Source organism: Paraburkholderia sp. RL17-383-BIF-A, assembly GCF_046028015.1.
Lineage (GTDB): Bacteria > Pseudomonadota > Gammaproteobacteria > Burkholderiales > Burkholderiaceae > Paraburkholderia.
This window is the reverse complement of sequence record NZ_JARESR010000011.1, coordinates 65,401-90,448: the sequence shown is the minus strand read 5'-3', so window position 1 is coordinate 90,448 and position 25,048 is coordinate 65,401. Positions and strand designations below refer to the sequence as shown.

Annotated in this window: 22 protein-coding genes; 9 read left to right on the top strand and 13 right to left on the bottom strand. The window is 59.9% G+C overall.

What is annotated here, in order from left to right:
• Positions 1 to 80 precede the first annotated feature (80 nt).
• Entirely contained in the window at positions 81 to 935 is an 855-nt protein-coding gene (locus P0D71_RS15295; RefSeq protein ID WP_408480817.1) for a LysR family transcriptional regulator, read from the top strand.
• Between the two features lie 94 nt (positions 936 to 1,029).
• Here P0D71_RS15295 and P0D71_RS15290 read toward each other — a convergent pair whose 3' ends face one another.
• The 9 genes from P0D71_RS15290 to P0D71_RS15250 form a co-directional block, all read right to left on the bottom strand.
• The gene (locus P0D71_RS15290; protein ID WP_408480921.1) at positions 1,030 to 2,670 is read right to left on the bottom strand and encodes an AMP-binding protein; all 1,641 of its coding nucleotides are present in this window, start codon (positions 2,668 to 2,670) and stop codon (positions 1,030 to 1,032) included.
• Between the two features lie 79 nt (positions 2,671 to 2,749).
• Entirely contained in the window at positions 2,750 to 3,145 is a 396-nt protein-coding gene (locus tag P0D71_RS15285; RefSeq protein ID WP_091805762.1) for a RidA family protein, read from the bottom strand.
• Positions 3,142 to 3,585 (bottom strand): acyl-CoA thioesterase, encoded by a 444-nt coding sequence (locus P0D71_RS15280; RefSeq protein ID WP_091805765.1) that lies wholly within the window; start codon positions 3,583 to 3,585, stop codon positions 3,142 to 3,144. The genes P0D71_RS15285 and P0D71_RS15280 overlap by 4 nt, the downstream gene beginning before the upstream one ends.
• Entirely contained in the window at positions 3,582 to 4,790 is a 1,209-nt protein-coding gene (locus P0D71_RS15275) for an acyl-CoA dehydrogenase family protein (RefSeq protein ID WP_091805768.1), read from the bottom strand. Before P0D71_RS15275 ends, P0D71_RS15280 begins: the two co-directional genes overlap by 4 nt.
• Before the next feature lies 1 nt (position 4,791).
• The gene (locus P0D71_RS15270) at positions 4,792 to 5,643 is read right to left on the bottom strand and encodes an enoyl-CoA hydratase family protein (RefSeq protein ID WP_408480814.1); all 852 of its coding nucleotides are present in this window, start codon (positions 5,641 to 5,643) and stop codon (positions 4,792 to 4,794) included.
• A 25-nt stretch (positions 5,644 to 5,668) separates the two neighbouring features.
• On the bottom strand, positions 5,669 to 6,229 hold the full coding sequence (locus P0D71_RS15265) for a MarR family winged helix-turn-helix transcriptional regulator (protein WP_091805774.1): 561 nt from the start codon (positions 6,227 to 6,229) through the stop codon (positions 5,669 to 5,671).
• Positions 6,226 to 6,999: an SDR family NAD(P)-dependent oxidoreductase gene (locus tag P0D71_RS15260; RefSeq protein WP_408187448.1), complete on the bottom strand. Its 774-nt coding sequence runs from the start codon at positions 6,997 to 6,999 to the stop codon at positions 6,226 to 6,228. Before P0D71_RS15260 ends, P0D71_RS15265 begins: the two co-directional genes overlap by 4 nt.
• Positions 6,996 to 9,368, bottom strand: coding sequence for a bifunctional salicylyl-CoA 5-hydroxylase/oxidoreductase (locus P0D71_RS15255; RefSeq protein ID WP_408480813.1), 2,373 nt, complete (start codon positions 9,366 to 9,368; stop codon positions 6,996 to 6,998). Before P0D71_RS15255 ends, P0D71_RS15260 begins: the two co-directional genes overlap by 4 nt.
• A 116-nt stretch (positions 9,369 to 9,484) precedes the next feature.
• Entirely contained in the window at positions 9,485 to 10,486 is a 1,002-nt protein-coding gene (locus P0D71_RS15250) for a bestrophin family protein (RefSeq protein WP_408480812.1), read from the bottom strand.
• A 423-nt stretch (positions 10,487 to 10,909) separates the two neighbouring features.
• On the opposite strand from P0D71_RS15250, the gene P0D71_RS15245 reads away from it, so the two are divergent.
• From P0D71_RS15245 to P0D71_RS15235, 3 genes are all read left to right on the top strand, one after another.
• Complete coding sequence (locus P0D71_RS15245; RefSeq protein WP_408295223.1) at positions 10,910 to 11,791, top strand: RNA polymerase sigma-70 factor; 882 nt, start codon at positions 10,910 to 10,912, stop codon at positions 11,789 to 11,791.
• A 178-nt stretch (positions 11,792 to 11,969) separates the two neighbouring features.
• A complete protein-coding gene (locus P0D71_RS15240) occupies positions 11,970 to 12,449 on the top strand; it encodes a carboxymuconolactone decarboxylase family protein (protein WP_408480810.1) in 480 nt (159 codons plus the stop codon).
• A gap of 71 nt (positions 12,450 to 12,520) precedes the next feature.
• Positions 12,521 to 12,928 (top strand): cupin domain-containing protein, encoded by a 408-nt coding sequence (locus tag P0D71_RS15235; protein WP_408295024.1) that lies wholly within the window; start codon positions 12,521 to 12,523, stop codon positions 12,926 to 12,928.
• 873 nt (positions 12,929 to 13,801) lie between these two features.
• Here P0D71_RS15235 and P0D71_RS15230 read toward each other — a convergent pair.
• The 3 genes from P0D71_RS15230 to P0D71_RS15220 all read right to left on the bottom strand — a co-directional run bounded on the left by P0D71_RS15230 (position 13,802) and on the right by P0D71_RS15220 (position 16,311).
• On the bottom strand, positions 13,802 to 14,599 hold the full coding sequence (locus tag P0D71_RS15230) for a DedA family protein (protein WP_408480809.1): 798 nt from the start codon (positions 14,597 to 14,599) through the stop codon (positions 13,802 to 13,804).
• 72 nt (positions 14,600 to 14,671) lie between these two features.
• Positions 14,672 to 15,550, bottom strand: coding sequence for a hypothetical protein (locus tag P0D71_RS15225; protein ID WP_408480808.1), 879 nt, complete (start codon positions 15,548 to 15,550; stop codon positions 14,672 to 14,674).
• A gap of 5 nt (positions 15,551 to 15,555) precedes the next feature.
• Entirely contained in the window at positions 15,556 to 16,311 is a 756-nt protein-coding gene (locus P0D71_RS15220) for an SDR family oxidoreductase (RefSeq protein ID WP_408480806.1), read from the bottom strand.
• A gap of 803 nt (positions 16,312 to 17,114) precedes the next feature.
• On the opposite strand from P0D71_RS15220, the gene P0D71_RS15215 reads away from it, so the two are divergent.
• A complete protein-coding gene (locus P0D71_RS15215; protein WP_408295226.1) occupies positions 17,115 to 18,323 on the top strand; it encodes an NAD(P)/FAD-dependent oxidoreductase in 1,209 nt (402 codons plus the stop codon).
• 116 nt (positions 18,324 to 18,439) lie between these two features.
• Here the strand turns inward: P0D71_RS15215 and P0D71_RS15210 are convergent, their stop codons facing one another.
• On the bottom strand, positions 18,440 to 18,940 hold the full coding sequence (locus tag P0D71_RS15210; RefSeq protein WP_091805803.1) for an Ohr family peroxiredoxin: 501 nt from the start codon (positions 18,938 to 18,940) through the stop codon (positions 18,440 to 18,442).
• Positions 18,941 to 19,749: 809 nt separating this feature from the next.
• Between P0D71_RS15210 and P0D71_RS15205 the strand changes: the two genes are divergently transcribed.
• From P0D71_RS15205 to P0D71_RS15190, 4 genes are all read left to right on the top strand, one after another.
• Entirely contained in the window at positions 19,750 to 20,775 is a 1,026-nt protein-coding gene (locus P0D71_RS15205; protein WP_091805805.1) for a LysR family transcriptional regulator, read from the top strand.
• 777 nt (positions 20,776 to 21,552) lie between these two features.
• Complete coding sequence (locus P0D71_RS15200; protein WP_408187487.1) at positions 21,553 to 22,053, top strand: lecithin retinol acyltransferase family protein; 501 nt, start codon at positions 21,553 to 21,555, stop codon at positions 22,051 to 22,053.
• A gap of 90 nt (positions 22,054 to 22,143) precedes the next feature.
• Complete coding sequence (locus P0D71_RS15195) at positions 22,144 to 23,661, top strand: efflux transporter outer membrane subunit (RefSeq protein ID WP_408480804.1); 1,518 nt, start codon at positions 22,144 to 22,146, stop codon at positions 23,659 to 23,661.
• 34 nt (positions 23,662 to 23,695) lie between these two features.
• Positions 23,696 to 25,009, top strand: coding sequence for an HlyD family secretion protein (locus P0D71_RS15190; protein WP_408480802.1), 1,314 nt, complete (start codon positions 23,696 to 23,698; stop codon positions 25,007 to 25,009).
• Positions 25,010 to 25,048: the final 39 nt, after the last annotated feature.

Genomic DNA, 25,048 nt, shown 5'->3' with positions numbered 1-25,048 from the left:
TTGATTAATAGTGGTTCATGCGAGAAAGTATGTAAATCGACGTTTTTGCACGTTGTCTAAACAAAATTGCATGGGTTTATATGGACTGGAACGACGTTCGGATCTTTCTGGCAATTGCCCGCGAGGGAACGTTGGGCCGCGCCGCAAGGCAGGTTGGCCAGACCCAGCCGACTATCGGCCGCAGGCTGCGGATGCTGGAGGCATCGGTCGGGCAGACGCTGTTTCAGCGCACAGCGGACGGCTTCGTGCTGACGGAAGAGGGCTCCGCGGTGTTCGCCACTGCCGAGCGGATGGAAGACGAAGCGCACGCGTTCGAGCGCGCGTTAGCGGGGAAGCAACAGCAACTTACCGGCTTGCTGCGGATTTCGTCGTCCGACTGGTTTGGCGTGCATGTGTTGACGCCGGTCGTCGCGGAGTTTCTGCGTGTGAACCCGTTGGTGTCGATCGAACTCGTGACCGATTCGCGGCGGCTCAATCTGGCGCGTCGCGACGCCGATCTGCTATTCCGGATCACGCCGTTCGATGAAGCCGACGTCATCCAGCGCAAGTTCATCAAAATGGACTACGCGTTGTACGGCCCGTTGAACATCGTGCCGCCGCAGCGCGGCGACGGTACGGGATACGCGCTGCTCACCATGGACAGCGCCTTTGAAACGCTACCCGACGTGAAATGGCTGCGTGAAGTTTTGCCGAACGCGCATGTGGCTTTCGGCAGCAACAACCGCGAGGCGCAGGCGCGCATGTGCGCGGAACGAGGCGGGCTGGCTGTTCTGCCTTGCCCGTTGGGCGACAACACCGCCGGGATCGAACGAATCGATCTTGGGGAAGCGCCGCCAGGACGAGATGTGTGGTTTGGCTACCATCGCGATCTGCGCAGGTTGGGCAGATTGCGGGCGTTTCTCGATCTCGCCATCGACCGCATATCGAACGTTTAATCGTTCGCGGATTGATCGACATGGCCGCCATGAAAGTGGCGGCCATGCGGTGAGTCTGCGCTCCCGTGCAGGATGGTTGCCCGGGAAATGCGCACTAACCCATCGTACGCAACTCGAACCGTTTGAGCTTGCCGGTTTCGGTACGCGGCAGTGCATCGACGAAAACGATTTCGCGTGGATACTTATACGGCGCCACGCTAGTTTTCACGAAATCCTGTAGTTGCGCGACCAGCTTGCCGTCCGCGACGTAACCGGGATTGACCACGACGAACGCTTTGACGATCTGGCCGCGGGTTTCATCGGGCACGCCAATCACGCCGCATTCGGACACCGCGTCGTGTTGCAGCAGGACGCTTTCCACTTCAGGGCCGGAGATGTTGTAGCCGGCGGAGACGATCATGTCGTCGGCGCGCGCCTGGTAGAACACATAGCCGTCCTCGTCGAGATAGACCGAATCGCCGGGCAGATTCCAGCCGTCGCGCACGAACTTCATTTGCCGTTCGTCGGCGAGATAGCGGCAGCCGGTCGGGCCACGCACCGCGAGCTTGCCGATCGTGCCGGGCGCGACCGGTTGCATGTCGTCATCCACGGCCTGCACCACGTAACCCGGCACGGCGCGTCCTATCGCATGCGGGCGAATCTCGTCACCCTGCGCCGAAATGAAAATGTGGATCAACTCGGTGCCGCCGATACCGTCGATCATGTCGATACCGGTCGCGTCGTGCCAGAGTCGCCGCGTCGAATCGGGCAACGCTTCTCCCGCCGATACGGTTTTCTTCAAGGTCGAGATGTCGTGGTGCGCAACCAGTGGCGCCATTTGCCGGTAGAAGGTGGGCGCGGTGAACATGACGGTCGCGTGAAACCGCTCCACGGTCTGCAACAGAGTTTCGGGCGTGAGCTTCTCGATCAGCACCGTGGAAGCGCCCACGCGCAACGGAAAGCACAACAAGCCGCCAAGGCCGAACGTGAACGCGAGCGGCGGCGTGCCGCAAAAAATATCGTTCGCCGTGGGCTTGAGCACATGACGCGGAAACAGATCGCACATGGCGACGACGTCGCGATGAAAGTGCATGCAGCCCTTCGGCGCGCCCGTCGTGCCGCTGGTGAAGGCGATCAGGCAGACGTCGTCGGCGGCGGTGTCGCACGCGGTGAAGTGGTCGGGCTTGTTGATCGCGAGCGTGTCGAGCGAATCCGGTGCGTCGTCGTGGAAGAGGCGCGTTTGCTTCAGGCCGGCGCAATAGAATTCGTCTTGCGGATCGGTGCAGCGTGCCAGTTCGGCGGTCAGGCGGGCGTCGCACAACGCCGCGCTAACCTGCGCCTTGTCGATGATCTGTTTCAGTTCCTTGGCTCGCAGCAAAGGCATGGTCGGCACCACGACGAGGCCGACCTTGAGCGCCGCGAGTGCCGTCACGGCCATATGCAGCGAGTTGGGCCCACGCAGCAGAACACGGTTGCCGGGCTTTAGCCCCATTTCATCGACCAGCACATGCGCGCTGCGATTCACCAGCGCCAACAGTTGACCATACGTCGTGGCGCGTGGGGCGCCGTCCACATCGGACCAGATCGCGGGACGATCGCGGTGGCCCGCCTCAATGGTTCTGTCGAGCAACTCCGTCGCGCAGTTCAAGCGCGCCGGGTAGGCAACGTCAGGGTTGTCGAGCAGAAAGACAGGCCATTGATCCTGCGGCGGAAGATTGTCGCGCGCGAAGGTATCGACGTGTGCTGACGGTTCCATCATGGTCTCCCGGGCGTTGAGCCGGCTAAATGCGCTTCGGTTGGCTTGGTGGTTTCTTTTCGTGTGCTTTGTTGCTCTGTTACTGCGGGACCACGGCGGTCGCCTCGATTTCGACTTTCGCTTCGTCTTCGATCAACGCGACGACCTGCACCGCGCTCATCGCGATGTCGTAGTCGCCGATCAATTCGCGAAACGCGCGGCCGATGTCTTTCAAGGACGCGAGATATTCGCGCTTGTCGGTGACGTACCACGTCAATCGCACTAGGTGCTCAGGCTTGCCGCCCGCTTCGTGCAAAACGGCAATCACATTCTTGAGCGCCTGGATGGCTTGCGCGGCGAAGTCGGTCGTCTGGAAACGCGCCTGTTCGTCCCAGCCGATCTGGCCGGCAATGAACACCTGCGTGCCGGTCGCCGCGACGCCATTCGCGTAGCCGCGTGGTTTGACCCAACCGGCGGGGAGAAGAGCTTTTTTCATGAGCGATGCGCCTCAATGGAGTCGGGCTGTGGGGCGAACGTCGCGAGCGCGCTCGCGATGTCGGTGGGAATATCAATGGAGGTGCCGATTTCCAGCGAAGTCGTGACGAGCACCTGTTTCGCGCGGAAGCGGGTTTCGCCGTTGCAATGGCCGACAATCTCGATCCTGATCGAGCGACGGCCGATCGCCTCGACCTTGAGCGTCAGCGTGATCGTTTCGCCCATCTGGCTCGGCCGCGAAAACTCGCAATCGAGTTTGACGATCGGCAAGCCGACGCGGCGTTGAGCGATCATCTGCGCGTAGTCGATATGCAGACCTTCGTTGAACCAGTCTTCGACCAGCGCGTTGGTCATCACCAGATATTGCGGAAAAAACACAATGCCCGCCGGGTCGCAATGCGAGAAGCGGATCCGCACGGGCCGTTCGAAAGATGCGCTCATTGCGTATGGGCTCCGGCAGTGGCGGCAGCATGTGCTTTCAACAGATCGCGTCCGACAATCAGTTGCTGTACTTCGGTTGCGCCTTCGTAAATGCGCAGCGCGCGAATCTCGCGATACAGCATCTCGACGGCCGTGCCGCTTTGCACGCCCATGCCGCCATAGAGTTGCACGGCGGCGTCGATCACCTGTTGCGCGCCTTCGCTCGCGTGCCATTTCGCCATCGCGGCTTCGCGTGTGACGTTTTCGCCCTGGTCGCGCAACCAGGCCGCGCGATAGACCAGCAACGCACTGCTGTCGATGGTCAAGGCCATCTGTGCGAGTTTGGCTTGCGTCAGTTGAAAATCGCCGAGCGTCTGCCCGAACATCTTGCGCGAAGCGGCCCGCGTGAGACCTTCGGCCATCGCATGCCGCGCGAAGCCAAGCGATGCCGCCGCCACCGACGTGCGGAAAATATCCAGCGTGCGCATGGCGAGCTTGAAGCCTTCGCCGGGCGCACCGAGCATCTGGCTGCGCGGTACGCGCGCTCCAGCAAAGTGCAAACGCGCGAGCGGATGCGGCGCGATCACGTCGATGCGCTCGGCGATTTCCAGCCCCGGCGTATCCGCATCCACGATGAATGCGCTGATGCCGCGTGCGCCCGGCGCTTCGCCGGTTCGCGCGAACACCACATAGAAATCGGCGATGCCGCCGTTGGAGATCCACGTCTTGTCGCCGTTGAGCACGTAGGCGTCGCCGTCTTCGCGAGCGGCGAGCGCCATGGCGGCGACGTCCGATCCAGCGTCGGGCTCGGACAGCGCGAACGCCGCGATTGCCGTGCCGTTGGCGACGCGCGGCAGATAGCGCGTCTTTTGTTCGTGCGTGCCGCCGAGCGAGATGGCGCCCGAACCGAGTCCTTGCATCGCCAGCGCGAAGTCCGCGAGTCCGGAGTGTTTGGCGAGTGTTTCGCGCAGCAGGCAGACGGCGCGCGTGTCGATCGTGTCGCCGTGGCCGCCGTAGGCTACGCCGCCCACGCCATATGTCAGCCAGCCCGCCGCGCCGAGTTCACGTACCAGATGACGGCAGGTGGCGTCCACGTCCTTGTGATCCTGGTGCGAGAGATTCGCGTGGCACCACGCTTCGATACCCGCGGCCAGTTCGCGATGGCGCGGCTCGAAGAACGGCCACGCCAGCGCGCTATGCAGATCCGGTTCGGTGTGGGCGCTCAATTCAGTCTCCCTCGAACACAGGACGCGACTTCGCAGCAAACGCGCTATATGCACGTTCGAAATCGCGCGTGCTCATGCAGATCGCCTGCGCTTGCGCTTCCGATTCGATCGCTTCATCGATGCTCATGCTCCATTCCTGATGCAGCATTTTCTTCGTGATGCCATGCGCGAAGGTCGGACCGGCGACGAGATCGGCTGCGAGCTTCTGCGCGTCTTCAAGCAGCGCGGCTGGTTCGCACAACCGGTTGTAGAAACCCCATGCGTGGCCTTCGTCGCCGCTTGCCGAGCGGCCAGTGAAGAGCAGTTCGGCGGCGCGCCCCTGGCCGATGATGCGTGGCAGGATCGCGCAGGCACCCATATCGCAGCCGGCGAGGCCGACGCGGGAGAACAGAAAGGCGAGCTTGCTGCGGGCGGTGCCGAGCCGCATGTCGGACGCCATCGCGAGGATGGCGCCGGCACCGGCGCAAACGCCGTCGACGGCCGCGATCACCGGCTGCGGACAATGGCGCATGGCCTTCACGAGATCGCCGGTCATGCGCGTGAAGAGCAGCAACTCCGGCATGGGCAGATCGATCAGCGGCGCGATGATGTCGTGCACGTCGCCGCCGGAACAGAAGTTTTCACCTGCACCGTGAATGACCACTGCTTTGACGTCGGTCGCATAGGTCAATTGCCGGAACAGGTCGCGCAATTCCGCATACGACTCGAAGGTCAGCGGGTTCTTGCGTTCAGGGCGATTCAGCGTGATCGTCGCGACTTTGTCGGCGACCGACCAGCCGAAGTGCCGCGCTTCATGGTTCGCCAACGTGAGGCGGTTGCCGGCCAGTAGGGCGTCGGCGTTGGATCGTGTCATGAATGTCTCCTCGTTTCGATGCGAATCAGTCTTTCAGACTGTCGAGCAGATGTTTCTTGAGTTTGCCGAGGCGCTGATGAGTGCGCGATTTTTCATCGAGGCTCAAACCACCGAACAGTTCGACCACCCATTGCTCATGCGCGACCGCCATCTTGTCGAACGCCTTGCGACCCGCCGGTGTCAGGCACACGCTGATCGAGCGGCGGTCGTTCGGGTCGGTGTCGCGTGACACGAGTCCTTCTTTCTCGAGCTGATCCGTAATGCCGGTGATGTTGCCGCCCGTCACCATCAAACGACGGGAAAGCTCGGTCATCTTCAGGCCTTCCGGATGACGCTCCAACTGCGCCATTAAATCGAAACGCGGCAATGTGGTATCGAATTCGTTGCGCAAGCGCTTGCGCAATTCGGCCTGCACGAGATTGGTCGTGGTCAGCATGCGCAGCCACAGACGCAAGCCCATGTGACTATCCGCGCCCGTGCTCATTTCGAGGTCCACGACGTTCTCCGCGGGTTTGGCGACGCCTTTGCGCGGCGGTTTCGTTTCAGCCGCCGCTGCGGGCTTCCTGATGTTCGTTGACTTGGTCACATGACTTCTCCACCGGAGACGGAAAGGGATTGCCCCGTGACGGCGTCCGAGCCGGGCTGGCAGAGCCAAAGCACTGCATTGGCGACCTGTTCGGGACTCACGAAGCGATGTTGCGGATTCGAGCGAAGCAAGGTTTCGCGCGCCTGCTGTTCGGTGCGCGAAGTCTTGCTGGTGATCTGTTCAAGCGATGCGTGCAGCAGTTCTGTTTCCGTATAGCCGGGACACACGGCGTTGACAGTGACGCCTTTGGTCGCCACTTCCAGCGCAAGCGAACGCGTGAGACCGATCACGCCATGCTTCGCAGCGCAATAAGCGGCGACGTACGCATAGCCGATCTGTCCTGCCGTGCTTGCCACGTTGACGATGCGGCCATGACCGCGTTCGAGCATACCGGGCAATACCGCGCGCGTGCCGAGAAAGACGCCGGTGAGGTTCACGTCCAGCATGCGCTGCCAGAGCGCCATGTCGGTGTGGATGAACGGTGCGGCCTGCGCCTGCCCCGCGTTGTTGATGAGGATATCGACCGCGCCGGCTTCGCGGAACGCATTCGCAACGGAGTCTTCTTGCGCGACGTCGACGCTGATGCAAGCCACGTTGCCCAATGCGCTGCATTTCTCGCGCTGCGCGTCGAGCCGCTCCGCGTTGCGGCCCATCAACGTGACACGCGCGCCGGCGCGTAGCAGGGCTTCTGCAATCGCAGCGCCAATTCCGCTGCCGCCCCCCGTGACCACTGCGTGCTGCCCGGCGAGCGTCGAATGGAGTGTGTTCACGTGGTTCCTTCGGGGCGTTGCGCACGTTCTTGCGGCGACAGACCCACGTTCGCAGCGGCTTGGGCGCGCTCGCGTTCAAGGTTGCGTTCGAGTTGCGATTTCGCCGCGGTATAGGGCTTCGGCCATGTCACGTCGAAATAGCCGATCTTGGCTGCTTCGTTCAACGTCCAGGCGGGATTGGCCAGATGCGGGCGGGCAATCGCGCACAGGTCCGCGCGGCCTGCGGCGATGATGCTGTTCACGTGATCCGCCTCGGAGATCGCACCGACCGCGATGGTCGCGATTCCCGCTTCATTGCGAACGCGGTCGGCGAACGGCGTCTGGAACATGCGGCCAAATACGGGCTTTTCTTCCTTGCTGACCTGGCCCGACGACACGTCGATCATGTCGGCGCCGGCCGCCTTGAAGGCTCGCGCGATCTGGACCGCGTCGTCGGGCGTCGTGCCGCCTTCGACCCAGTCGTTCGCGGAGATACGCACGGAAATCGGCTTGTCTTGCGGCCACACCGCGCGAATCGCCTTGAAAACCTGCAGCGGGTAGCGCAGGCGATTCTCCAGCGAGCCGCCGTATTCGTCAGTGCGATGATTGGTCAGCGGCGACAGAAAGCTCGACAGGAAATAGCCGTGCGCGCAATGCAGTTCGAGCCAGTCGAAACCTGCTTCGGCGGACATTTGCGTAGCGCGGACGAATTGCGCTTCGATTTCGCGCAACTCGTTTTGCGTGGCTTCGCGCGAATGCTGGCTGACGCCGCGCAGATATTGTTGCGGCGATGCCGAGACGAGCGGCCAGTTGCCTTCCGTCAGCGGTTGATCGATGCCTTCCCATGCGACGCGTGTCGAGCCTTTCGCGCCGGAATGGCCGAGCTGAATGCCGATCTTCGCATCCGACTGACGGTGCACGAGATCCACAATACGCTTCCACGCGGTGACATGTTCAGGCGCATACATGCCGGGACACGCGGGCGTGATACGCGCTTCGGGCGAGACGCAGGTCATTTCCGTCATGACGAGCGCCGCACCGCCCATTGCACGGGCGCCGAGATGCATCAGGTGATAGTCGCCCGCAATGCCGTTCACCGCCGAATATTGCGCCATGGGCGACACCACCACGCGGTTTTTCAACGTGATGCCGCGCAAGGTGAAGGGTGTGAACATGGGCGGCACGGAATGCTTCTCCGGCGCGCGCTCCACGCCTGAGCGCCTGGCCAGCCAGTCTTCGAAGCCGGATAGATAGTTGGCGTCGCGCTCACGCAGATTTTCGTGCGAAATGCGCTGCGAGCGCGTGAGCAGCGAATACGCAAACTGTTCCGGCTCGAACGACGTATAGCGGTCGACATGCTCGAACCATTCCGTCGAATTGCGCGCGGCATTCTGAATACGCAATACGTCGATGCTGCGGACGTCCGTATAGTGCTTCAAGGCAGCGGCGAGATCGCCGGGATGCGTGCGGATGCTGTTGGCGAGTTCAATCGAATCTTCGAGTGCGAGTTTGGTACCCGAGCCGATCGAAAAATGGGCAGTATGCGCGGCGTCGCCCATGAGGACGACAGGCGTTTGGGTGCCGTCCGCGTTGCCGCGCCAATGCACCCATTCTTCGTTGACCACGCGTGGGAAGCGAATCCATTGCGACGAGCCGCGCAAATGCGCCGCGTTCGACAGCAACGCATTGCCGTCCAGATACTTGGCGAACAGCTTTTCGCAAAAGGCAATGCTGTCTTCCTTGCTCATTTCGTCGAGACCGGCGGCGCGCCACACGCGCTCCGGCGTTTCAACGATGAAGGTGGAAGTCTGATCGTCGAAACGATAGGCATGCGCCTGGAACCAGCCGAATTCGGTTTCTTCGAAGGCGAAGGTGAAAGCGTCGAAAAGTTTTTTCGTGCCGAGCCACACGAAGCGGCAATCGCGCATGTCGACGGCGGGGCGATACGTGGCCGCGTACTTTTGACGGATCGCACTGTTGGCGCCGTCGCAGGCGATGATCAGATCGGCTTCGTAGACGCTGTCGTCCGTAACCTGGGTTTCGAAGACCAGCTTCACGCCCAGTTCCTCGCAGCGCGCTTGCAGGATATTCAGCAGGCGCTTACGGCCGATGCCGCAAAAGCCGTGACCCGACGAACGGATTTGCTGCCCGCGGAAATTGATCTCGATGTCGTCCCAGTGATTGAAGGCGTCGAGGATCGCGTCGGCGCTGGGGGCGTCGGCGGCGCGCAGGTTGCCGAGCGTCTGGTCGGAGAAGACGACGCCCCAGCCGAAGGTGTCGTAGGGGCGGTTGCGCTCGACTACCGTGACATCGTAGGCCGGGTTACGGCCCTTCATCAACAGACCGAAGTACAACCCGGCCGGGCCGCCGCCAATACAAACGATGCGCATGCTTGTTCCCCATATGTGAACGCTGCCGATAGGGATAATTTAGGCTTAGATAGTTTAGATGTCAAGTAATCGATGAAGTTTCCGCTAGGGAACCCCGACGCTTGTACCGGTATTCTCTATAGCGCAATGATTGTCTGGCTCGATAGATCGTCCGCATGTTCTCCGAGCATCTCTTTCAGATCGCGCTCAATGATGCTACACAGCGTTGAAATGGGAACGTCATTTGCGCCGCCTTCAAACGGATTCTCCGTGCTTTCCCCAACTTGTTCGAGCGACGTGTACATCCACGATACTGCGACACTGCATGGCACCACCAGCCATACCATGTTGCCATGCATGAAGCCACTCACTCCATCATTCAGCTTATCGAATTCGTGAAGCAGCCCGAATGGAAAAAGCAAACAGAAGAACCTCACGAATAGCGAACTGACCGTTGCATATTGACGTGGATAGGGGAAATTCTTGAAACGTTCCGATCTCGACTGGAGATCCATGAAATCCCCAACCGCCTTTTGGAGCTCCATATAGAAGCTTGAATTCAGGTGCCCCGCAATGTGAAGCATCTTGAGCGAAGCGCCTTGCAGGCTCAGAATGAATGTAGCGATAGAAGTGGAGGAAAGGGCTTGCGCGGTTTCCGAGGGAGACAAATATTCTGGCAATAATTCGCTAATGTCTCTTTCCCACTCCGGCACACGATAGAACCGACGATATTCAGCGTTGGGACGCCTGCTCGTGCTTTCCCAGATACGGGGTCGACGCAGTTCATATCTCAACGCGGTCAGCCAGGCAAGGTGTCGATACACCAGTTTTCGGGAAATGTCTTCGTCTTTGACAAGATCCCGTGCGGCCTGGCCCCAGCGGCGGCTTCTGCTCAAGATGTCAATCCAGATGTCGAGGGCGTCCATTGCCCTGTTGTATGTCTGAACGTTTTTGAAGCCAACGATAAACGACGTTGCGGTTCCGAGCAAAACCACAATCGTCAGAGGTACCGACAGCCATGTAAGACCGAAAAACTTGTACAGAACGACCGGTACAGAACCGCAAACGAGAAGTCCGTAGATTTGTCGCCGAGTCCAGATCAAAAACTCCAATAGCTTATAGGATTTTCCAAGGTGCATTTTTGTGTCTCAGGCTACCGTAGGTGAGTAGTGAAAAAGGACGCGGACAACGTGCGCACCCAGCAGCGCCACGTTCCTCGTCCAATTGGTACCGTCCGGACCGCTCCCCACTAAGACGTTGCACGCTCGAATTCTGTGACATATGACCGAAAAATCTTTCGTCAGACTTCATGCTAAATGGTTGACCCAAGTTGTGACTGTTGTTCTTTAGACAACACCGAAGCGTCCGTTTTTGGTCTTCTGTTGAAGGCAAGACATGCATATGCGGACGGCCAGGTTCGATTCCGGCGTCGCACTATGCTCGGACCATCCGGCCAACAACGTCTCACACGGCCACCTCAATTCCATGCGTGGCAATATCCTGGTGTCAGAGCGTTATTGGACCGGCGCTCATGTATTCACACGGCTGGAGAGATCATGTTCATGAATGACGACGCTCGTGCCTTCAATGGGCTTCGCCCTCGGTTACACAAGATTGCGTATCGGATGCTGGGGTCGATTGCCGAGGCCGAAGATATCGTGCAGGACGTCTGGCTGCGCTGGCATGCGGCGCCCCGGGAGGCCATCGAAAATGTTGAGGCGTGGCTCGTCGCGGTTGCGACGCGCCTGTGCATCGACCGTCTTCGCGCCGCAAAAATTCAACGTGAGCATTATTCAGGTATATGGTTGCCGGAACCTGAAATGACCGACCCTTCTGCTACGCCAGAAGGGGTCAAGGAACGCGCCGACGACGTCTCCGTGGCTTTTCTGATGCTGCTCGAGAGGTTGACCCCGGAGGCACGCGCAGCGTTCCTGCTACGCGAGGTATTCGACGCGGACTATGACGAAGTCGCCGAAACCATCGGCAAGACGGAGGCCGCGTGCCGCCAACTGGTCAGCCGCGCCAAAGCGCAACTACGCGAAGAGCGGCCACGCTATGCCGTGCCGCGCGAAACGCATCTCCGCCTGCTGCAGACGTTCGCGCAGGCGCTGGAGCGCGGCGATTTCACCGCGATCAATGCCTTGCTGACCGACGACGCAATGCTGATCGGCGACGGCGGCGGCAAGGTGCCGAGTTTTCCGAAGCCGATGGTGGGCGGCCGGCGCATCGCACAGCTTTTCTACGCCTCGTACCGGCGCTACGGCAGCGAACTCCGCGTCAAGCTCGTGATGCTCAATGGTCAATGGGCGCTGCTGCGATTTGTCGAGGGCGAGCTCGAATCGGCGCAGTCATTCGAAACGGATGGCACGCGCATCGTCCGTATTCTCGTGCAGCGTAATCCCGACAAGCTGGCGCGTATCGCCGCGGCACACTGCAACACCTGAACGCTGCTATTTCTCCTGCCTGTGCGCGCCAGGTTGCGTTTGATTGGTGCCAAAGAGACAACACCGTGATCCCGTTTGCGGGTCTACCGCGCTACGCCACGTCGACCTACGATGACTTCGTGCGGCGCATTGCCGCTGACGACATCCGCCAGGCGCGAGTACTCACCAGGAGAAGTCCATGACACAGCGTATCAACTACATTCAGCAATCGCCGGAACTGTTCAAGAAATTCCTTGAGTTCAGCAATCAACTGAGGGACAGCGCAATCGAACAATCGATCCGCGATCTCGTTTCGACCCGCGCGTCACAGATCAATGGCTGTGGCTTTTGCGTCGACATGCACGTCAAGGAAGCACGCCTGCACGGCGAGCGTGAACTGCGACTCCATCACCTGGCGGTGTGGCGCGAATCGACGCTCTTCGCGCCGCGCGAGCGCGCCGCACTCGCGTGGACTGAAGCGTTGACCAAGCTTGCCGAGCTGGGCGTGCCGGACGATATCTACGAACGCGTGCGTACCCAGTTCTCCGAGAAGGAACTGTCCGACCTGACGTACGAAATCATGTCGATCAACGCATGGAACCGCGCGAACGTCGCATTCAGGACCGTGCCGGGTTCGGCCGACAAGGTATTCGGCCTCGACAAGGCTAACCTCACCTGAACCGTCTGGTTCTTCTGTTCCTTTCCACCGTCGTTCCGCATGTGCGGAACGCGTTATTTGGCAGGCACATCATGTTTTCACTAAAGAACACCGCAATCGTAATGCTCGTCGTCGCGGGCGCGCATATCGGCGGGGCCTGTGCGGCGGCTCCTGAAGCCGTCGTGACACCGCTGATGACAAAGCCGCTCGACGACTTTCCGGGCAAGGAAGCGCTGATGATCACCGTGACCTATCCGCCGGGTTCTGTCGATCCAGTTCATCGGCATTACGCGGACGCCTTCGTCTATGTGCTGGAGGGTTCGATCGTGATGCAGGTCAAGGGCGGCAAGGAGGTCACGCTCACGCCTGGACAGACTTTCTATGAAGGTCCTAACGACGTGCACACCGTCGGGCGCAACGCGAGCCAGACGCAACCCGCGAAGTTCATCGTGCTTCTTCTGAAGAACAAGGGTGCGCCTGTTCTCGTGCCGGAGAAGTAAGCACGCTCGTGCGGCGACGCTCTGATTTTGCCCGTTTGGCTTGCCAAGGGCATCGGCGTTCGCGTCGTCGCGAGCCGCTTCCACTTCCGGCGGATCTGCGCAGGTAAAGCGCGCCCAGATGCATCCGCCACAGAGATCGGAAGCATTAGACTTTGCCGTAAGCGGCGTCAACAGGTGCCGGCTTGCCTCGGTTGAGCTGCTCATGCGCTCTCGCGTAGGGCCGCGGCCATGCTTTGCGCGGCTGGGTCCATTTCATCTTCATTGAAGGGCACGACACCCATCACCAGACCTTGGCTCACACTGTGCCGCCGGGTCTATCGTCCCAATGGCGCCGCGTCGACACGCGCGGACGTCACTCTTCGAACGGAAGAGCGCTCGTCTAGCTGTGACAGGCGGCTCACGACGTCCAGACCGGCACAAGCCAACGGGACCTCGATCAAACGTTGCCAGTGTGTCAGCGCCGTGTGTTCAAACGCCTGTGCGCGAGTCGATTTCCGAGAAGTGACACGAATCACGTCGTTCTCCGTTGGCCCTGACGGGGTATTGACCGCCTCGTTTTGTAACGGCGCTACGCTTGCCTTAGCCAGGTCGCACTCGCGACCTTCGACAATCCTGATGATCTCGCGAATCCTGCAAACAATGCGTATGAGCAGACGTCTGAGTCTGGCATTGCTCAAATTTCCACTCCCGGTTCGACCAACCATGGGGTGCTGCAAGGCAGTGAGACTGAAGACTCAATTCTGTGTTTGCGCGAAACCATGTGCCTGGTGACGAGACAAGACAAGGCTTACGAATATCGGACCAGACGAATCCGGGCTATTCGACGCTTGAGTGAGGGCCTGCGGTGTTCGTGCCGCTGTGGTCCCGCGTTGATCAGCAATAACCCGCGATGTCGGCGGCACAGAGGGGCGTGCCCGCTTGCCTGGCTACGACCGGGGGGCGTGTGCGAGCCCTATGAGCAAACCATACAGGGCAAAGAAGACCCACCGCGACGATGCCCAACAACGACACCTGCCATCCAGATTGGTGAACGCGTGCGAACAATCCGTGGAGTCGATCGGCCAGCAGCGCACCTGCGAGGAGACCAGCGCATGCCCATATGCATACGCTGGCGCAGTCGTGCAAAATAAAGGAGCGCGTTTTAATTGCCATTGCTCCGCAAAGAGGAACGGCGACCAACGAAAGGCCGGGCACGAAACGGACAATCATTAATGCACGCGCGCCACGTTGAGAAAAGAAGCACTCGAACCTGGCAACGCTCGATTGCTTCACGAACGACAGCCTACATACCAACTGAAGGGCGCGTCTGCCGTAGCGCTTGCCGCCTTGAAACCAGAGCAAGTCGCCAAGAACTCCACCGGAAACGGCGGCGGCGAGCAGAATGGCGAAGTGGAGCAGTGCGCGCGCGAGGTCATATCTTGCAGTAGCGATGCTCGCGCCGACCGTCATCAGGGCTGTGATGGAGGGAAACGGTAGACCGAGCGACGAGGCTAGCACGCTGAAGAATACGATCAACGTTCCATACTGGGAAAGCAACTCATGGGTAAACATTGGGTAATCCTGTGGAAATGATTTTGTCGTGGTCGTAGCATTCGAGCGGGAAAGATCAGCATGAGATTTATCAGTACTTGTTTCTGGTGAATTAAGAAATCGTTTGCGTTGATGGCGCATGAAGCGAATCTGAATGCGATTTGAACTCGGTGCAGCGCCGATGGCTCACTTCGATAGTCCGGTTGTGCGCAATCAGCTTCGGAGCGCTCCACCCAGCCACAGCGCGAGGTTGACCGAGTAACGGTGGATGTCCCGAAGGGCTTGCGGCTCGGTCTGCATCCCGTTCCCAGGAGGTTCGGTCACAAAGCTCGGGCAACCCAGTCGCGTGTCCCAGTTGTAGTCCGCAAAATGATGAAAAGTACTTTGGGCGATTGCGGGACCTCCGCGGACCGAAGGTTCGAATGCGACTGCAAGATTAAAACTCTTTCCTGTTACTTTGCTTTTGCCTCGTGCGATCACTCGAGCCGGTTCATGCTCAGGAGCGTCGACGGCACCTTCATGGGGGTGTGCGGGCAGGAACCGGATTGCGCCACCAGGAGAGTCAGGGTCTGCCAATACGGGATGGGTGGGTCCAACAATCGTGACTTCCTGAAAGTCTCCGTTTGTGCCCGAGTGAAAATTGGGCCAGGAGATGTGGGGTGAGAATGGGTCGTCCGCCACACGCCTGGATTGGTCGGGGTCGAGATTGCGCGTGTGGAAGTGATGTGCCTTGCCCACCCCGCCCAAACTGCACAGCGAACTGCCCAGATCCATGTGATCCCTGGTGACCAACAAACCACGACCTGCCCGTCGGAATCGCGTGATCCCCTCGCAATCTTCGGAGGTCAGACCGTCGCCTTCGTCAACGGCAAACAACCACAACTCGTCGAACCCGGTTTCATCGAGTCGGGAAAGAATCGGGTCCGGTTGCCCGAGCCGCTCGCGGTCCCGAGCAACGACCCTGAACGTCACGCGCCCTTCAGGATCCTGATGTGTTTTCAGTAATTCCGCCAGGCGGCTGAATCGCGCGATCGACCAGTCGTCGCTGCAAGGCAGGATGGTCGTTTGAAGCAGGATCTGGATGGTACGCATGATGGTTAGCTAGTCATGTCAATCAATTGGAGCCATTCGTCGAGACCGATGCGGCCGAGGCGCGCCTCGCCCAGAGGCACGAGCGAATGCTTCTCGACCAGGCCGCCGAAATATCGTGCCTCGGGGTCTTTTACGACCTCACGCGGATCGCCGGTGGCCGTCAGATAGCGGGCGATGATTTCGTTGAACGGCGCTCGGTCCGGGCCAGCGATCTCGACGATGCCGTTTCGCGGCGCCGTGAGCGCCACATCGGCAACGATCGCGGCAACGTCGTCAGCCGCGATGGGCTGGAACAGGCCTGGCGAAACCCTGATTACGTTTCCATCCGCACTCGACGCGGCGATACCGCCGAGGAATTCCATGAACTGCGTGGAGCGGATGATGGTGTAGGGGATGCCGGAGGTCTCGATCAGCTTCTCCTGCGCGACCTTGGCGCGGAAATAGCCATTGTCGGGCGTCCGGTCGATTCCGACGATGGATAACGCAACATGGTGCCGGACACCTGCTGCGGCCTCAGTCGCGAGAATGTTTCGGCCGGAGGTCTCGAAGAATTCCAATACCGCCTTGTCATCAAACGATGGTGAATTAGCGAGGTCGATCACCACCTGCGCGCCGGCCAAGGCGTCCTTGAGCCCCTCTCCTGTGATGCTGTTGATTCCGCTTCTTGGCGAGGCGGCGACGACCTCGTGCCCGTTCTGGCGAAGAATGACGACGGCCTTCGAGCCGATCAGGCCGGTGCCGCCGATGACGACGATTTTCATGGTTTGCTATCCTTTGTCGACCACTCGATACCCCAAGCGGGTTCGAATGCAGGTGAGGAAAAACCTGGGATTTTTCGCGGATGAATCGACCTGATTCGCGATATTCCCACGATCAACTCGCACTTTAGTGACCCGCGTTCGGGCTGCATTGAGGCCGACAACCACGGGTGGCCGGCGCGTGGGTCCAACTGTCCGTCGCAGCGCTGGTTCCGATGGACAGTCATCCTCGGTGTCGCTGGTTGAAGTGGACTCCGACAGTGCATTTTGCGGGCCGGATGTGCCCTGAGCATGCGCTATGCTCGTTAAAGCACATCGTGATCGTAGGCGGGTGCCGTCTGTTGCGGTAGACATCCAAACAGACACACGGCGTTTCCCGTCCGGCACCAATCAAAGACAGATCAAGGACTCCGCCCGTCGGAAAGCGCCGCCCTTTCACTGCGCATGTCATCTACGGGCAATTGCCCACACTCACACTCGGACATCGACTCGGTTTTGCGCAAAGGACGTAAGCGGGGCGATTGATACCACTGTCGTACCGTCTCGTTGATTGTTGCACTCGAGGCAACATGATGAGTTCGCTCGCGGGGCTACTGCCCTTCGATGTCCGAGCCTACGATCTGTCCTGACGGTGCCGCGCAAGCGACGTCTGTAACGTCGCTTGCGTGCGCGGCCGCCATCGTTCTCCGAGTTCGGGAATCATGCTCAGCGATCTCGACACTCGCCGCTGAATAAAGCAGGCACCCGTTGCTATGAGTTCGGTGCTTATCGTCGACTTCGTAATTTTTCAACCGAAGGCAATCATCATGTCGCAGAAAATCCTGATAGTGGGTGCCGGCTTCGCTGGAGTGTGGGGTGCACTAGGCGCAGCTCGCGTCCTCGATGGTGCTGGCGTAAGGACCAGTGACGTTGAAATCACATTGATCTCTCCGAAGCCCGAATTGCAGATCCGTCCGCGGCTGTATGAAAGCGAGCCGCAGCGGATGGCTGCACCGCTGCGTCCGCTTCTGGACGTCGTGGGCGTAAAGTTTCTGGAAGGCAGTGTCGAAGCGATATCCGTTCATGACAAAACGGTAAGTGTCGTGTCGGCCAACGGGTCGACGCTTTCGCTCGCCTATAACCGGTTGCTGTTGACCAGTGGCAGCAGGTTGAACAGGCCACCAATTCCGGGCCTGGCGGAGTACGCGTTCTCTGTCGATCGTATCGAGGACGCGGTAGTGCTCGACAACCACTTAAGAGAACTGGCGAAACGGCCGGATTCGCCGGCACGCAACACTATTGCAGTTGTCGGATGTGGCTTTACGGGTATCGAGGTCGCAACTGAATTGCCTAAGCGAATCCGCGAGTTGTTTGGCGCCGACGCGGCAGTCCGCGTGGTCGTGATCGGATCCCAGGACGATATCGGTCCCGATCTCGGCGCCAATCCTCGACCGTATGTATCTGAAGCTTTTGACTCGCTGGGCGTTGAGACGGTACTTGGATCTGGCGTGGTGTCGGTCGACGCGGACGGGGTTCGCACTGCGGCGGGTAACCGTATCGAAGCCATGACCGTGATCTGGGCGGGTGGAATGCGTGCCAGCTCGCTGACTGCGCAAGTTTCCTCGCATCTTGACCCACTTGGACGTGTCGAGGTCACACCTGATCTTCGCGTTCCAGAAGCACCTGAAGTATTTGTAGCGGGCGATGTTGCGCGAGCTCGGAGCGACGACGACGGGCACTATGCATTGATGTCCTGTCAACACGCTATCGTGATGGGGCAATTCGGTGGGCACAACGTGGCAGCAGACCTGATCGGCGTTCCGACACTCGAATACAGGCAGCCGTTCTATGCGACCTGCCTCGACCTCGGCGAGTGGGGGGCTATTTACTCGGAAGGCTGGGATAGACAGATCAAACTGACGCACGCAGAAGGAAAGACACGCAAACAGATGATCAACACGCAGTGGATCTACCCGCCGGCGCCGAACCGTACCGAAGCGTTGGCAGCGGGTAACCCGCAAGCGTCCTTCGGCTAACCTGTTGGCGCCGCCCTGGCTGTTGCGGTGAGCGGAGTGCGTCAGTCACGTGCGGCAGCGGCAATGAACGTCTTCAACAGACAATCACACGTTGCTGTCGCGCGAGAGGCGTTGAGTCAATCAACAACGGTCACGATATTGACAGTCCCCTGTCTGGCCATCTTCGCATACGGACACAGGCGTTCAGCGGTCCGAACCATCTCTTCCGCTACGCCTCGGTCAACGCCCGGCATCCGAACCCGAACATCGATGACCAATGCATAGCCTCCATCCATGGGATCACGACCGAACGCAACCTGCACTTCCACAACAGCATCGTGGATATCCATTGCAGCGCGTTTCCCGATCAGGTTTAGCGCCCCGTGAAAGCACGCCGCAAAACCCGCCGCGAACAACTGCTCGGGATTGGTCCCGTTACCGGGGCCGCCGAACTCAGTGGGTAGCCGCAGTTCCGCGACAAGATTTCCGTCATCTGAACGAGCCACACCAGATGCACGACCGTGTCCCGTCTCGCCGCCGGAAACGGTGACAGTGGTTGTGTACAGTGGACGAAAATCCCGGCCCCGATACCTGTCGAGGAGAGAAAGCGGGGGAGCTTGCAGCTTCTTGTCGTCCATGGTGCGGTCTCGAGTTCAGTGAAGCGCGTTCCGGCTCTCAGCCGTCAATTTGTCGAAGCCTGCCTTATCGGTGCGGCCCGCACTCGCAGGAGCAAGCACGGTCTCCGGGACTTCGAGGCGTTGAATGGAACGAACGATCATATAGTAAATGGGGTGACCTCTCGCTCGCCCCGATTTCTGGTCGGCGACGGGACAACGCCGTCCCATGGTAGATGAGCGCGAATGGCAACGGTAGAGTCGTCCAGGGAGACATGATGTTTCCGGTTTGGCGCCAATCCAAATTGGTCATACGAAACTGAAACGCGCGCGACACGCGCTCAAGATGGCTGATCGATTCGTGGATCGCGCGCGGGCGTGTGGATGGACGTCGGATATCAAGACGGGCGGGTCTCCATCGAGCCGGGCGAAGCAGATGAAAATTGAGTGAACCCAATCGCATCGGCCAGATGATAGCGGCCGAGTTCAGCAATTTTTTTGCACCAGGCAAGTGCTAGACTTCTACACGTCAGACCGCAGTCTGACGGCGCCGTATGCGGCCGTCTCGACGGGTCAGACAGAGCGGAATAAGGAACACTTGTAAGGAAATCCTGACCGTCCTTGAAGCAGCCGGCGGTATCTGTCCGGCTAAAGCGTTGGTCCCGGACTGCTGTGCGATGGTCCCCGAGCTGCATTCATAGGCGTTCCCCGTCTCGCCCGGGCCGCGTCAATCACGGTCACCAGCTGTAGCACGAATAGTCGTTGTCGGCGCGAGAACGCATGCTGGCGCCCTGGACGACTCACCCGTTCATGTGTCAGTAGTGGGGCCATCAATGGATCAATCGGATACATCACAGCGAGGCTTTCGCGTTGGCATACCAAATAACGCTGATGCCTTGTCTACCTGTTTCGCGACCAGCTACGCGGGGATCATCGCGTTCATGGCGGTCGCGACCGAGGGAAGCTTCGTCAAAGCCGGGGAACGATTGGGGATTGGACGCTCGGCCGTCTGTCGAAATGTTCAGAAGCTTGAAACACAGCTAAGCACTCGCCTTTTTCTCCGAACGACAAGGACCACAAACCTGACGCAGGAGGGCGAAAGGTTCTTCGAGAACTGCAACCAGGGCGTGACCCATATCGTCGAGGCAATGAACGACATGCTGGACCTCCGCCAAGGTCCACCTCGTGGCTTCGTTCGAATCCGCTCGACAGTTGGATTTGGACGCAAGGTGGTTGCTCCGTTGCTTTTCAAGTTTTCCGAGGTTTACCCGGATATCGCGGTAGATCTAAGCCTGGATGACAGGCCCGCCGATTTCGCTGCAGAACAGATCGATGTCGCGTTTCGCGATGGGTTCATTGAGGACTCGAGCATCATTGCGAAACAGCTCATTCCAATGCAGAGGGTACTCTGCGCATCCCCTGCTTATGCCGAAGAGCGGGGACTACCCTCTACGCTGGAAGATCTGGCGCAGCACGACTGTATCAACCTGCGATCCAACGGTCGCGTCTTTGAGTGGGATTTCAAGGTCGACGGACATATGCGAAAGTATCTGCCGACCGCCAGATTGACGTTCAATGATGCAGACCTGGTATTGCGGGCAGTCCTGGAAGGTCGCGGAATTGCCCAGATGCCGGGCTATCAGATATGTGATTACGTCGCGCGCAACGAACTCGTCATGGCCTTAAGGCGGTACTTGCCGGACGACCGGGGCCACTACATCTGCTATCTCTGCCGACAGAATCTGCCGTCGCGCATTCGCGTGCTTGTTGATTTCATGACGGAGGAGATTCGGGCGCTCAACCCATTCTGCCTGGGGGAATTCAATCCGGACGATCTGGAAAACGGGCGTCAGGCGTGAGGCTACTCATGGACCCCATATGTGGTGCGATCACATTATCGATATGCTTCGCGGTCACAAACCGCACTCACATTGCACAAAGATATTTGCGTCGGTAATGACCGGCTGAGGGCTTTAATCACTTACCTCTTCAAAGAGCCATTGTGGTCGACGAAATCGTACATATCCCGACAGCTTCGGCGAGCGGTACCGTGGCTGCACCTATTGGTGTCTACGCGGCAACAGTGAGTGGTCCGATGCGTATCTACCGAGGTCGGGACTCGGCGCCTACTATTCCAACATGGCTTCGCGATTGACTCGACTGACTTGACAGGTCGTTGAGGTCGCTAGTGGAGGGCGTCATGTTGCGTCTCGGACCCCTGTCGGTGTTTGTAGGCTGGATCATGCTATCCGCGGTCAGTGTCGGACTTGCAGTTGCTGTCTCGTTCAGCGGCATTTTCTGAGTCTGATATCTGCCTCCTGAACGCGCTCTCCCATAGCCAGCGAAGCACGAGAACTGAAAGACCCGGCTCGCAAGCGGACATTTAACTGGATTGGCAATCCGCATGGATGTGATTGAGGCGACCGCGCCGCTCCATCTGCCTGGCCGCCCATTTGTCGACGGCCGGTGAATGTAAATCCACTGTGATGAAGTGGCCCACTTTTCCTGAGGGGAGGCTCCTCGGAAGGACTCGCTTTGCCTTCCGCCCTTGGGGGGAAATTGGCTCTTTGATGTGTTGATGAAAAGTTTCGCCGGTAGTGCTGAACTCATCACGGATATGACATTGGTAGCTCGCCATGGAAACTCCATATGTTGATTGGCTCGCAACTTCGCCGGCGTTGACCGGCGCAGAACGCGTCATCGCGGTTGGTGCCCATCTTGTCAGTGAGCGGGAAGGCTATACACACCACGGAATTTATGTCGGGAATGGACAGGTTATTCACTATGGGGGCTTTCATCATTCCGCGAAACGACGCCCCATTGAATATATTCCGCTGCACCGTTTTGCAGCAGGAAAGGGAATAAAAGTTCGCTCTGAACCAGACGCCATCTATACCGGAACTGATGCTGTGGCGAGGGCTAGATCCCGCCTCGGCGAAGACCAATATCGGTTGCTGACCAATAACTGCGAACACTTCTGCACATGGTGTGTACTAGGCGTTGGACGTAGTGAACAGGTACGCCGCTGCTTAAGGAATCCGTGGACAGGCATCAAGACGCTCTTTGCGCTCGCAAGGACCGAATGTATGCCCCCCAAGGCCACGCGAAGCCGACTCGCCGGGACCGTCGCTGTTTAGGCTGCACTGCATGTCGTCGAGGTCGCACTAGATGTGCACCGCGTTTCTCTACGAAGAACTCTTTTACTCAACGATCCGATAGGCCAGAAAATGAGCATTCAGTCACACACCGGAGAGCGCGCATCACGCGTGCCCAAGCTGGGTGTCTCGGCGATGTTAGCGGCGGTGCTGTCGGCGTGCGTGAACTACGCCGGCATTCACAGCGACGCGAAAACGGCCGATCCGCAGCAGTACGCGACGCAGCAAAGCCTTCCTGCCGAACAGGGACATTGGCCCGGCGCCAATTGGGCTGACCAGTTCGGCGACGCGCAACTCAAGGCGCTGATCGACGAAGCACTGAGGAGCAACCCGACGCTCGACCAGGCGCATGCCCGCGTTGCGTCTGCATCGGCATACAGCGAAACGGCGCGGGCGGGCACGATGCCACGCGTCGACGCGAGCTATTCGCTCACACGTCAACAGTTCTCGAATACGACATTCATACCGCCACCGTTTGGTGGCTCGTGGCAGACGGAGAACAAAGGCCTGCTGAGCGCTTCCTATGATCTAGATCTGTGGGGGAAAAACCGCGAAGCGCTCAAAGCGGCGATCTCGCAGCTTCAGGCAAGCGAGGCCGACGTCGAAATCGTCAAGCTGACTCTGACGACGTCGATTGCCCGCACGTACAACCGGCTCGCGCGTCTGTATGCGTTGCGCGATATCGCGCAACAGGAAATCACGCAGCGCGAACATATCGATCGTATTACCGCGGGCCGGATCGCGACGGGCCTTGAAACGGAAGTTGAACGCAAGACCGCGCAGGCCAATCTTGCAACGAGCCGTGCTGCGCTGAAATCGCTCGATGGGCAGATCCTCACGACGCGTTATCAGATCGCCGCGCTGCTCGGCGCGGGGCCCGACCGTGGCCTGCAGATCGCACGGCCGACGCTTGGCATTGGCGACGAAGTGCGCCTGCCGGACAACCTGCCGGCCGATCTCGTAAGTCGCCGCCCGGAGATCGTCGCTGCGCGCTGGCGCGTCGACGCGATGACGCATGGCGTGAAGGAAGCGAAGGCCGAGTTCTATCCCGACATCAACCTGAGCGCTGCAATCGGACTCGACGCTTTTGGCTTCGGCCGCTTTCTGACGGCAGCGAGCCGCACGGCGTCGGTCGGTCCGGCAATCCACCTGCCGATCTTCGACGCAGGCGAGCTGCGTGCGCAACTGAAGGGCCGCTATGCCGATTTCGACTATGCCGTCGCGACCTACAACCAGGCGCTCGTCGCAGCGTTGAGCGAAGTCGCAACGCAACTCGCCGACCTGCGTTCGACAGATGCGCAGCTTGTCGATGCGCAGACCGCGCAAGACGCCGCTAGCAAAGCCGCTGAACTCGCGCTGGTGCAATACAAGGCCGGTCTCACGAATCAATTGACCGTGTTGAATGCCGACGTCAACGCGCTTTCCGCCAATCAGAGTGTCGCGAATTTGCGCATGAACCGCCTCGACCAGCAGATTGCACTGGCCTCTGCGCTGGGCGGCGGTTTCGTCGATACCTCGAACGAAAACGCCGGAGCAGCGCCGCGCGCCGACGCGTCCGCACCCAGCACGCCTGTCGTCGCCGCGCGCTGAGCAGCTGCCTACCGATTCTGTCTGGAGACTTGAAATGAGCGAAATCGATGCAACGGAGCGCCAGGAGACCCAAGTGGCGGGCGCGAAACATGACGCGGCACAGACGAAGGCTTCTGTTGCAACGGAACCCAACACACGCAAGCGCAAGGCGCTGCTTGCGCTGCTCGGCGTGGCCGTCGTCGTGTCGGCGGCGGCCTATGGCGCGTATTACATGACCTATGCGCGCTATCACGAATCCACCGACGATGCATACGTCAGCGGCAACCTCGTGCAACTGACGCCGCAGGTGGCCGGCACCGTCGTCGCCGTGAATGCCGACGATACGCAGATCGTGAAGGCCGGCGACCCGGTCGTCACGCTCGACAACGCCGATGCGAAAGTCGCGCTCGGCAACGCCGAGGCGACACTGGGACAGACCGTACGGCAGGTGAGCAGCCTGTACGTGAACAACGATTTCTATGCGGCGAACGTCGCCCAGAAGCAGTCCGATCTGGCTCGCGCGCAGGACGATCTGCGCCGCCGCCAGACCGTTGCCGAGACGGGCGCCGTGTCGGCCGAAGACATCGCGCACGCGCGCGACACCATGACGGCCGCGCGGGCCGCGCTCGACGCCGCGCGTCAACAGGCACAAGCCAACCGTGCGTTGACGGACCGCACGACGATCGAACAGCACCCGAACGTGCAAGCCGCCGCGTCGAGAGTGCGCGATGCGTATCTAGCCTATGCGCGCAACACGTTGCCGGCGCCCGTCACTGGCTATGTCGCGAAGCGATCGGTGCAGGTCGGCCAGCGCGTGTCGTCGGGCACACCGTTGATGGCGATCGTGCCGCTCGACGGCGTGTGGGTCGACGCGAACTACAAGGAAAGCCAGTTGCGCAACATGCGTATCGGTCAACCCGTCACGCTGACGGCCGATGTGTACGGCGGTAAGGTTAAGTATCACGGCCGCGTCGTCGGCTTCTCGGCGGGTACGGGCAGCGCATTCGCGAGCCTGCCGGCGCAGAACGCAACGGGCAACTGGATCAAGATCGTCCAGCGTCTGCCCGCACGTATCCAGCTCGATCAGAAGGAACTCCAGGCGCATCCGCTGCGCATCGGCCTGTCGATGGATGTCGATGTCGATACGCGCGACGACACGGGCCCGCAGCTCGGCGCGGCGACGAACACGTCGTATCGCACAGACGTGTTTGCCGAATACGGCGCGCAGGCAGACGCCGAGATCGAGAAGATCATCGCGCAGAACATGGTCCCTTTGCATGCCGGGTCCATCGGCAACGTCGTATCGTCGACACCTTCCGAGAAGCGCGACGCAAGCGACAAGCGTGGCGCTAAACAGCGAGCAGGTTAAATCGCATCCCAGGGTGCACCTCGTAGTCGCGCCCTGGTT

Bases quoted from the DNA above. Each gene is read 5' to 3' on its own strand.
- P0D71_RS15295 (WP_408480817.1), top strand. From the start codon at position 81: ATGGACTGGAACGACGTTCGGATCTTTCTGGCAATTGCCCGCGAGGGA.
- P0D71_RS15290 (WP_408480921.1), bottom strand. From the start codon at position 2,670: ATGGAACCGTCAGCACACGTCGATACCTTCGCGCGCGACAATCTTCCG.
- P0D71_RS15285 (WP_091805762.1), bottom strand. From the start codon at position 3,145: ATGAAAAAAGCTCTTCTCCCCGCCGGTTGGGTCAAACCACGCGGCTAC.
- P0D71_RS15280 (WP_091805765.1), bottom strand. From the start codon at position 3,585: ATGAGCGCATCTTTCGAACGGCCCGTGCGGATCCGCTTCTCGCATTGC.
- P0D71_RS15270 (WP_408480814.1), bottom strand. From the start codon at position 5,643: ATGACACGATCCAACGCCGACGCCCTACTGGCCGGCAACCGCCTCACG.
- P0D71_RS15255 (WP_408480813.1), bottom strand. From the start codon at position 9,368: ATGCGCATCGTTTGTATTGGCGGCGGCCCGGCCGGGTTGTACTTCGGT.
- P0D71_RS15250 (WP_408480812.1), bottom strand. From the start codon at position 10,486: ATGCACCTTGGAAAATCCTATAAGCTATTGGAGTTTTTGATCTGGACT.
- P0D71_RS15245 (WP_408295223.1), top strand. From the start codon at position 10,910: ATGAATGACGACGCTCGTGCCTTCAATGGGCTTCGCCCTCGGTTACAC.
- P0D71_RS15240 (WP_408480810.1), top strand. From the start codon at position 11,970: ATGACACAGCGTATCAACTACATTCAGCAATCGCCGGAACTGTTCAAG.
- P0D71_RS15235 (WP_408295024.1), top strand. From the start codon at position 12,521: ATGTTTTCACTAAAGAACACCGCAATCGTAATGCTCGTCGTCGCGGGC.
- P0D71_RS15230 (WP_408480809.1), bottom strand. From the start codon at position 14,599: ATGCGCCATCAACGCAAACGATTTCTTAATTCACCAGAAACAAGTACT.
- P0D71_RS15225 (WP_408480808.1), bottom strand. From the start codon at position 15,550: ATGCGTACCATCCAGATCCTGCTTCAAACGACCATCCTGCCTTGCAGC.
- P0D71_RS15220 (WP_408480806.1), bottom strand. From the start codon at position 16,311: ATGAAAATCGTCGTCATCGGCGGCACCGGCCTGATCGGCTCGAAGGCC.
- P0D71_RS15215 (WP_408295226.1), top strand. From the start codon at position 17,115: ATGTCGCAGAAAATCCTGATAGTGGGTGCCGGCTTCGCTGGAGTGTGG.
- P0D71_RS15210 (WP_091805803.1), bottom strand. From the start codon at position 18,940: ATGGACGACAAGAAGCTGCAAGCTCCCCCGCTTTCTCTCCTCGACAGG.
- P0D71_RS15205 (WP_091805805.1), top strand. From the start codon at position 19,750: ATGGATCAATCGGATACATCACAGCGAGGCTTTCGCGTTGGCATACCA.
- P0D71_RS15200 (WP_408187487.1), top strand. From the start codon at position 21,553: ATGGAAACTCCATATGTTGATTGGCTCGCAACTTCGCCGGCGTTGACC.
- P0D71_RS15195 (WP_408480804.1), top strand. From the start codon at position 22,144: ATGAGCATTCAGTCACACACCGGAGAGCGCGCATCACGCGTGCCCAAG.
- P0D71_RS15190 (WP_408480802.1), top strand. From the start codon at position 23,696: ATGAGCGAAATCGATGCAACGGAGCGCCAGGAGACCCAAGTGGCGGGC.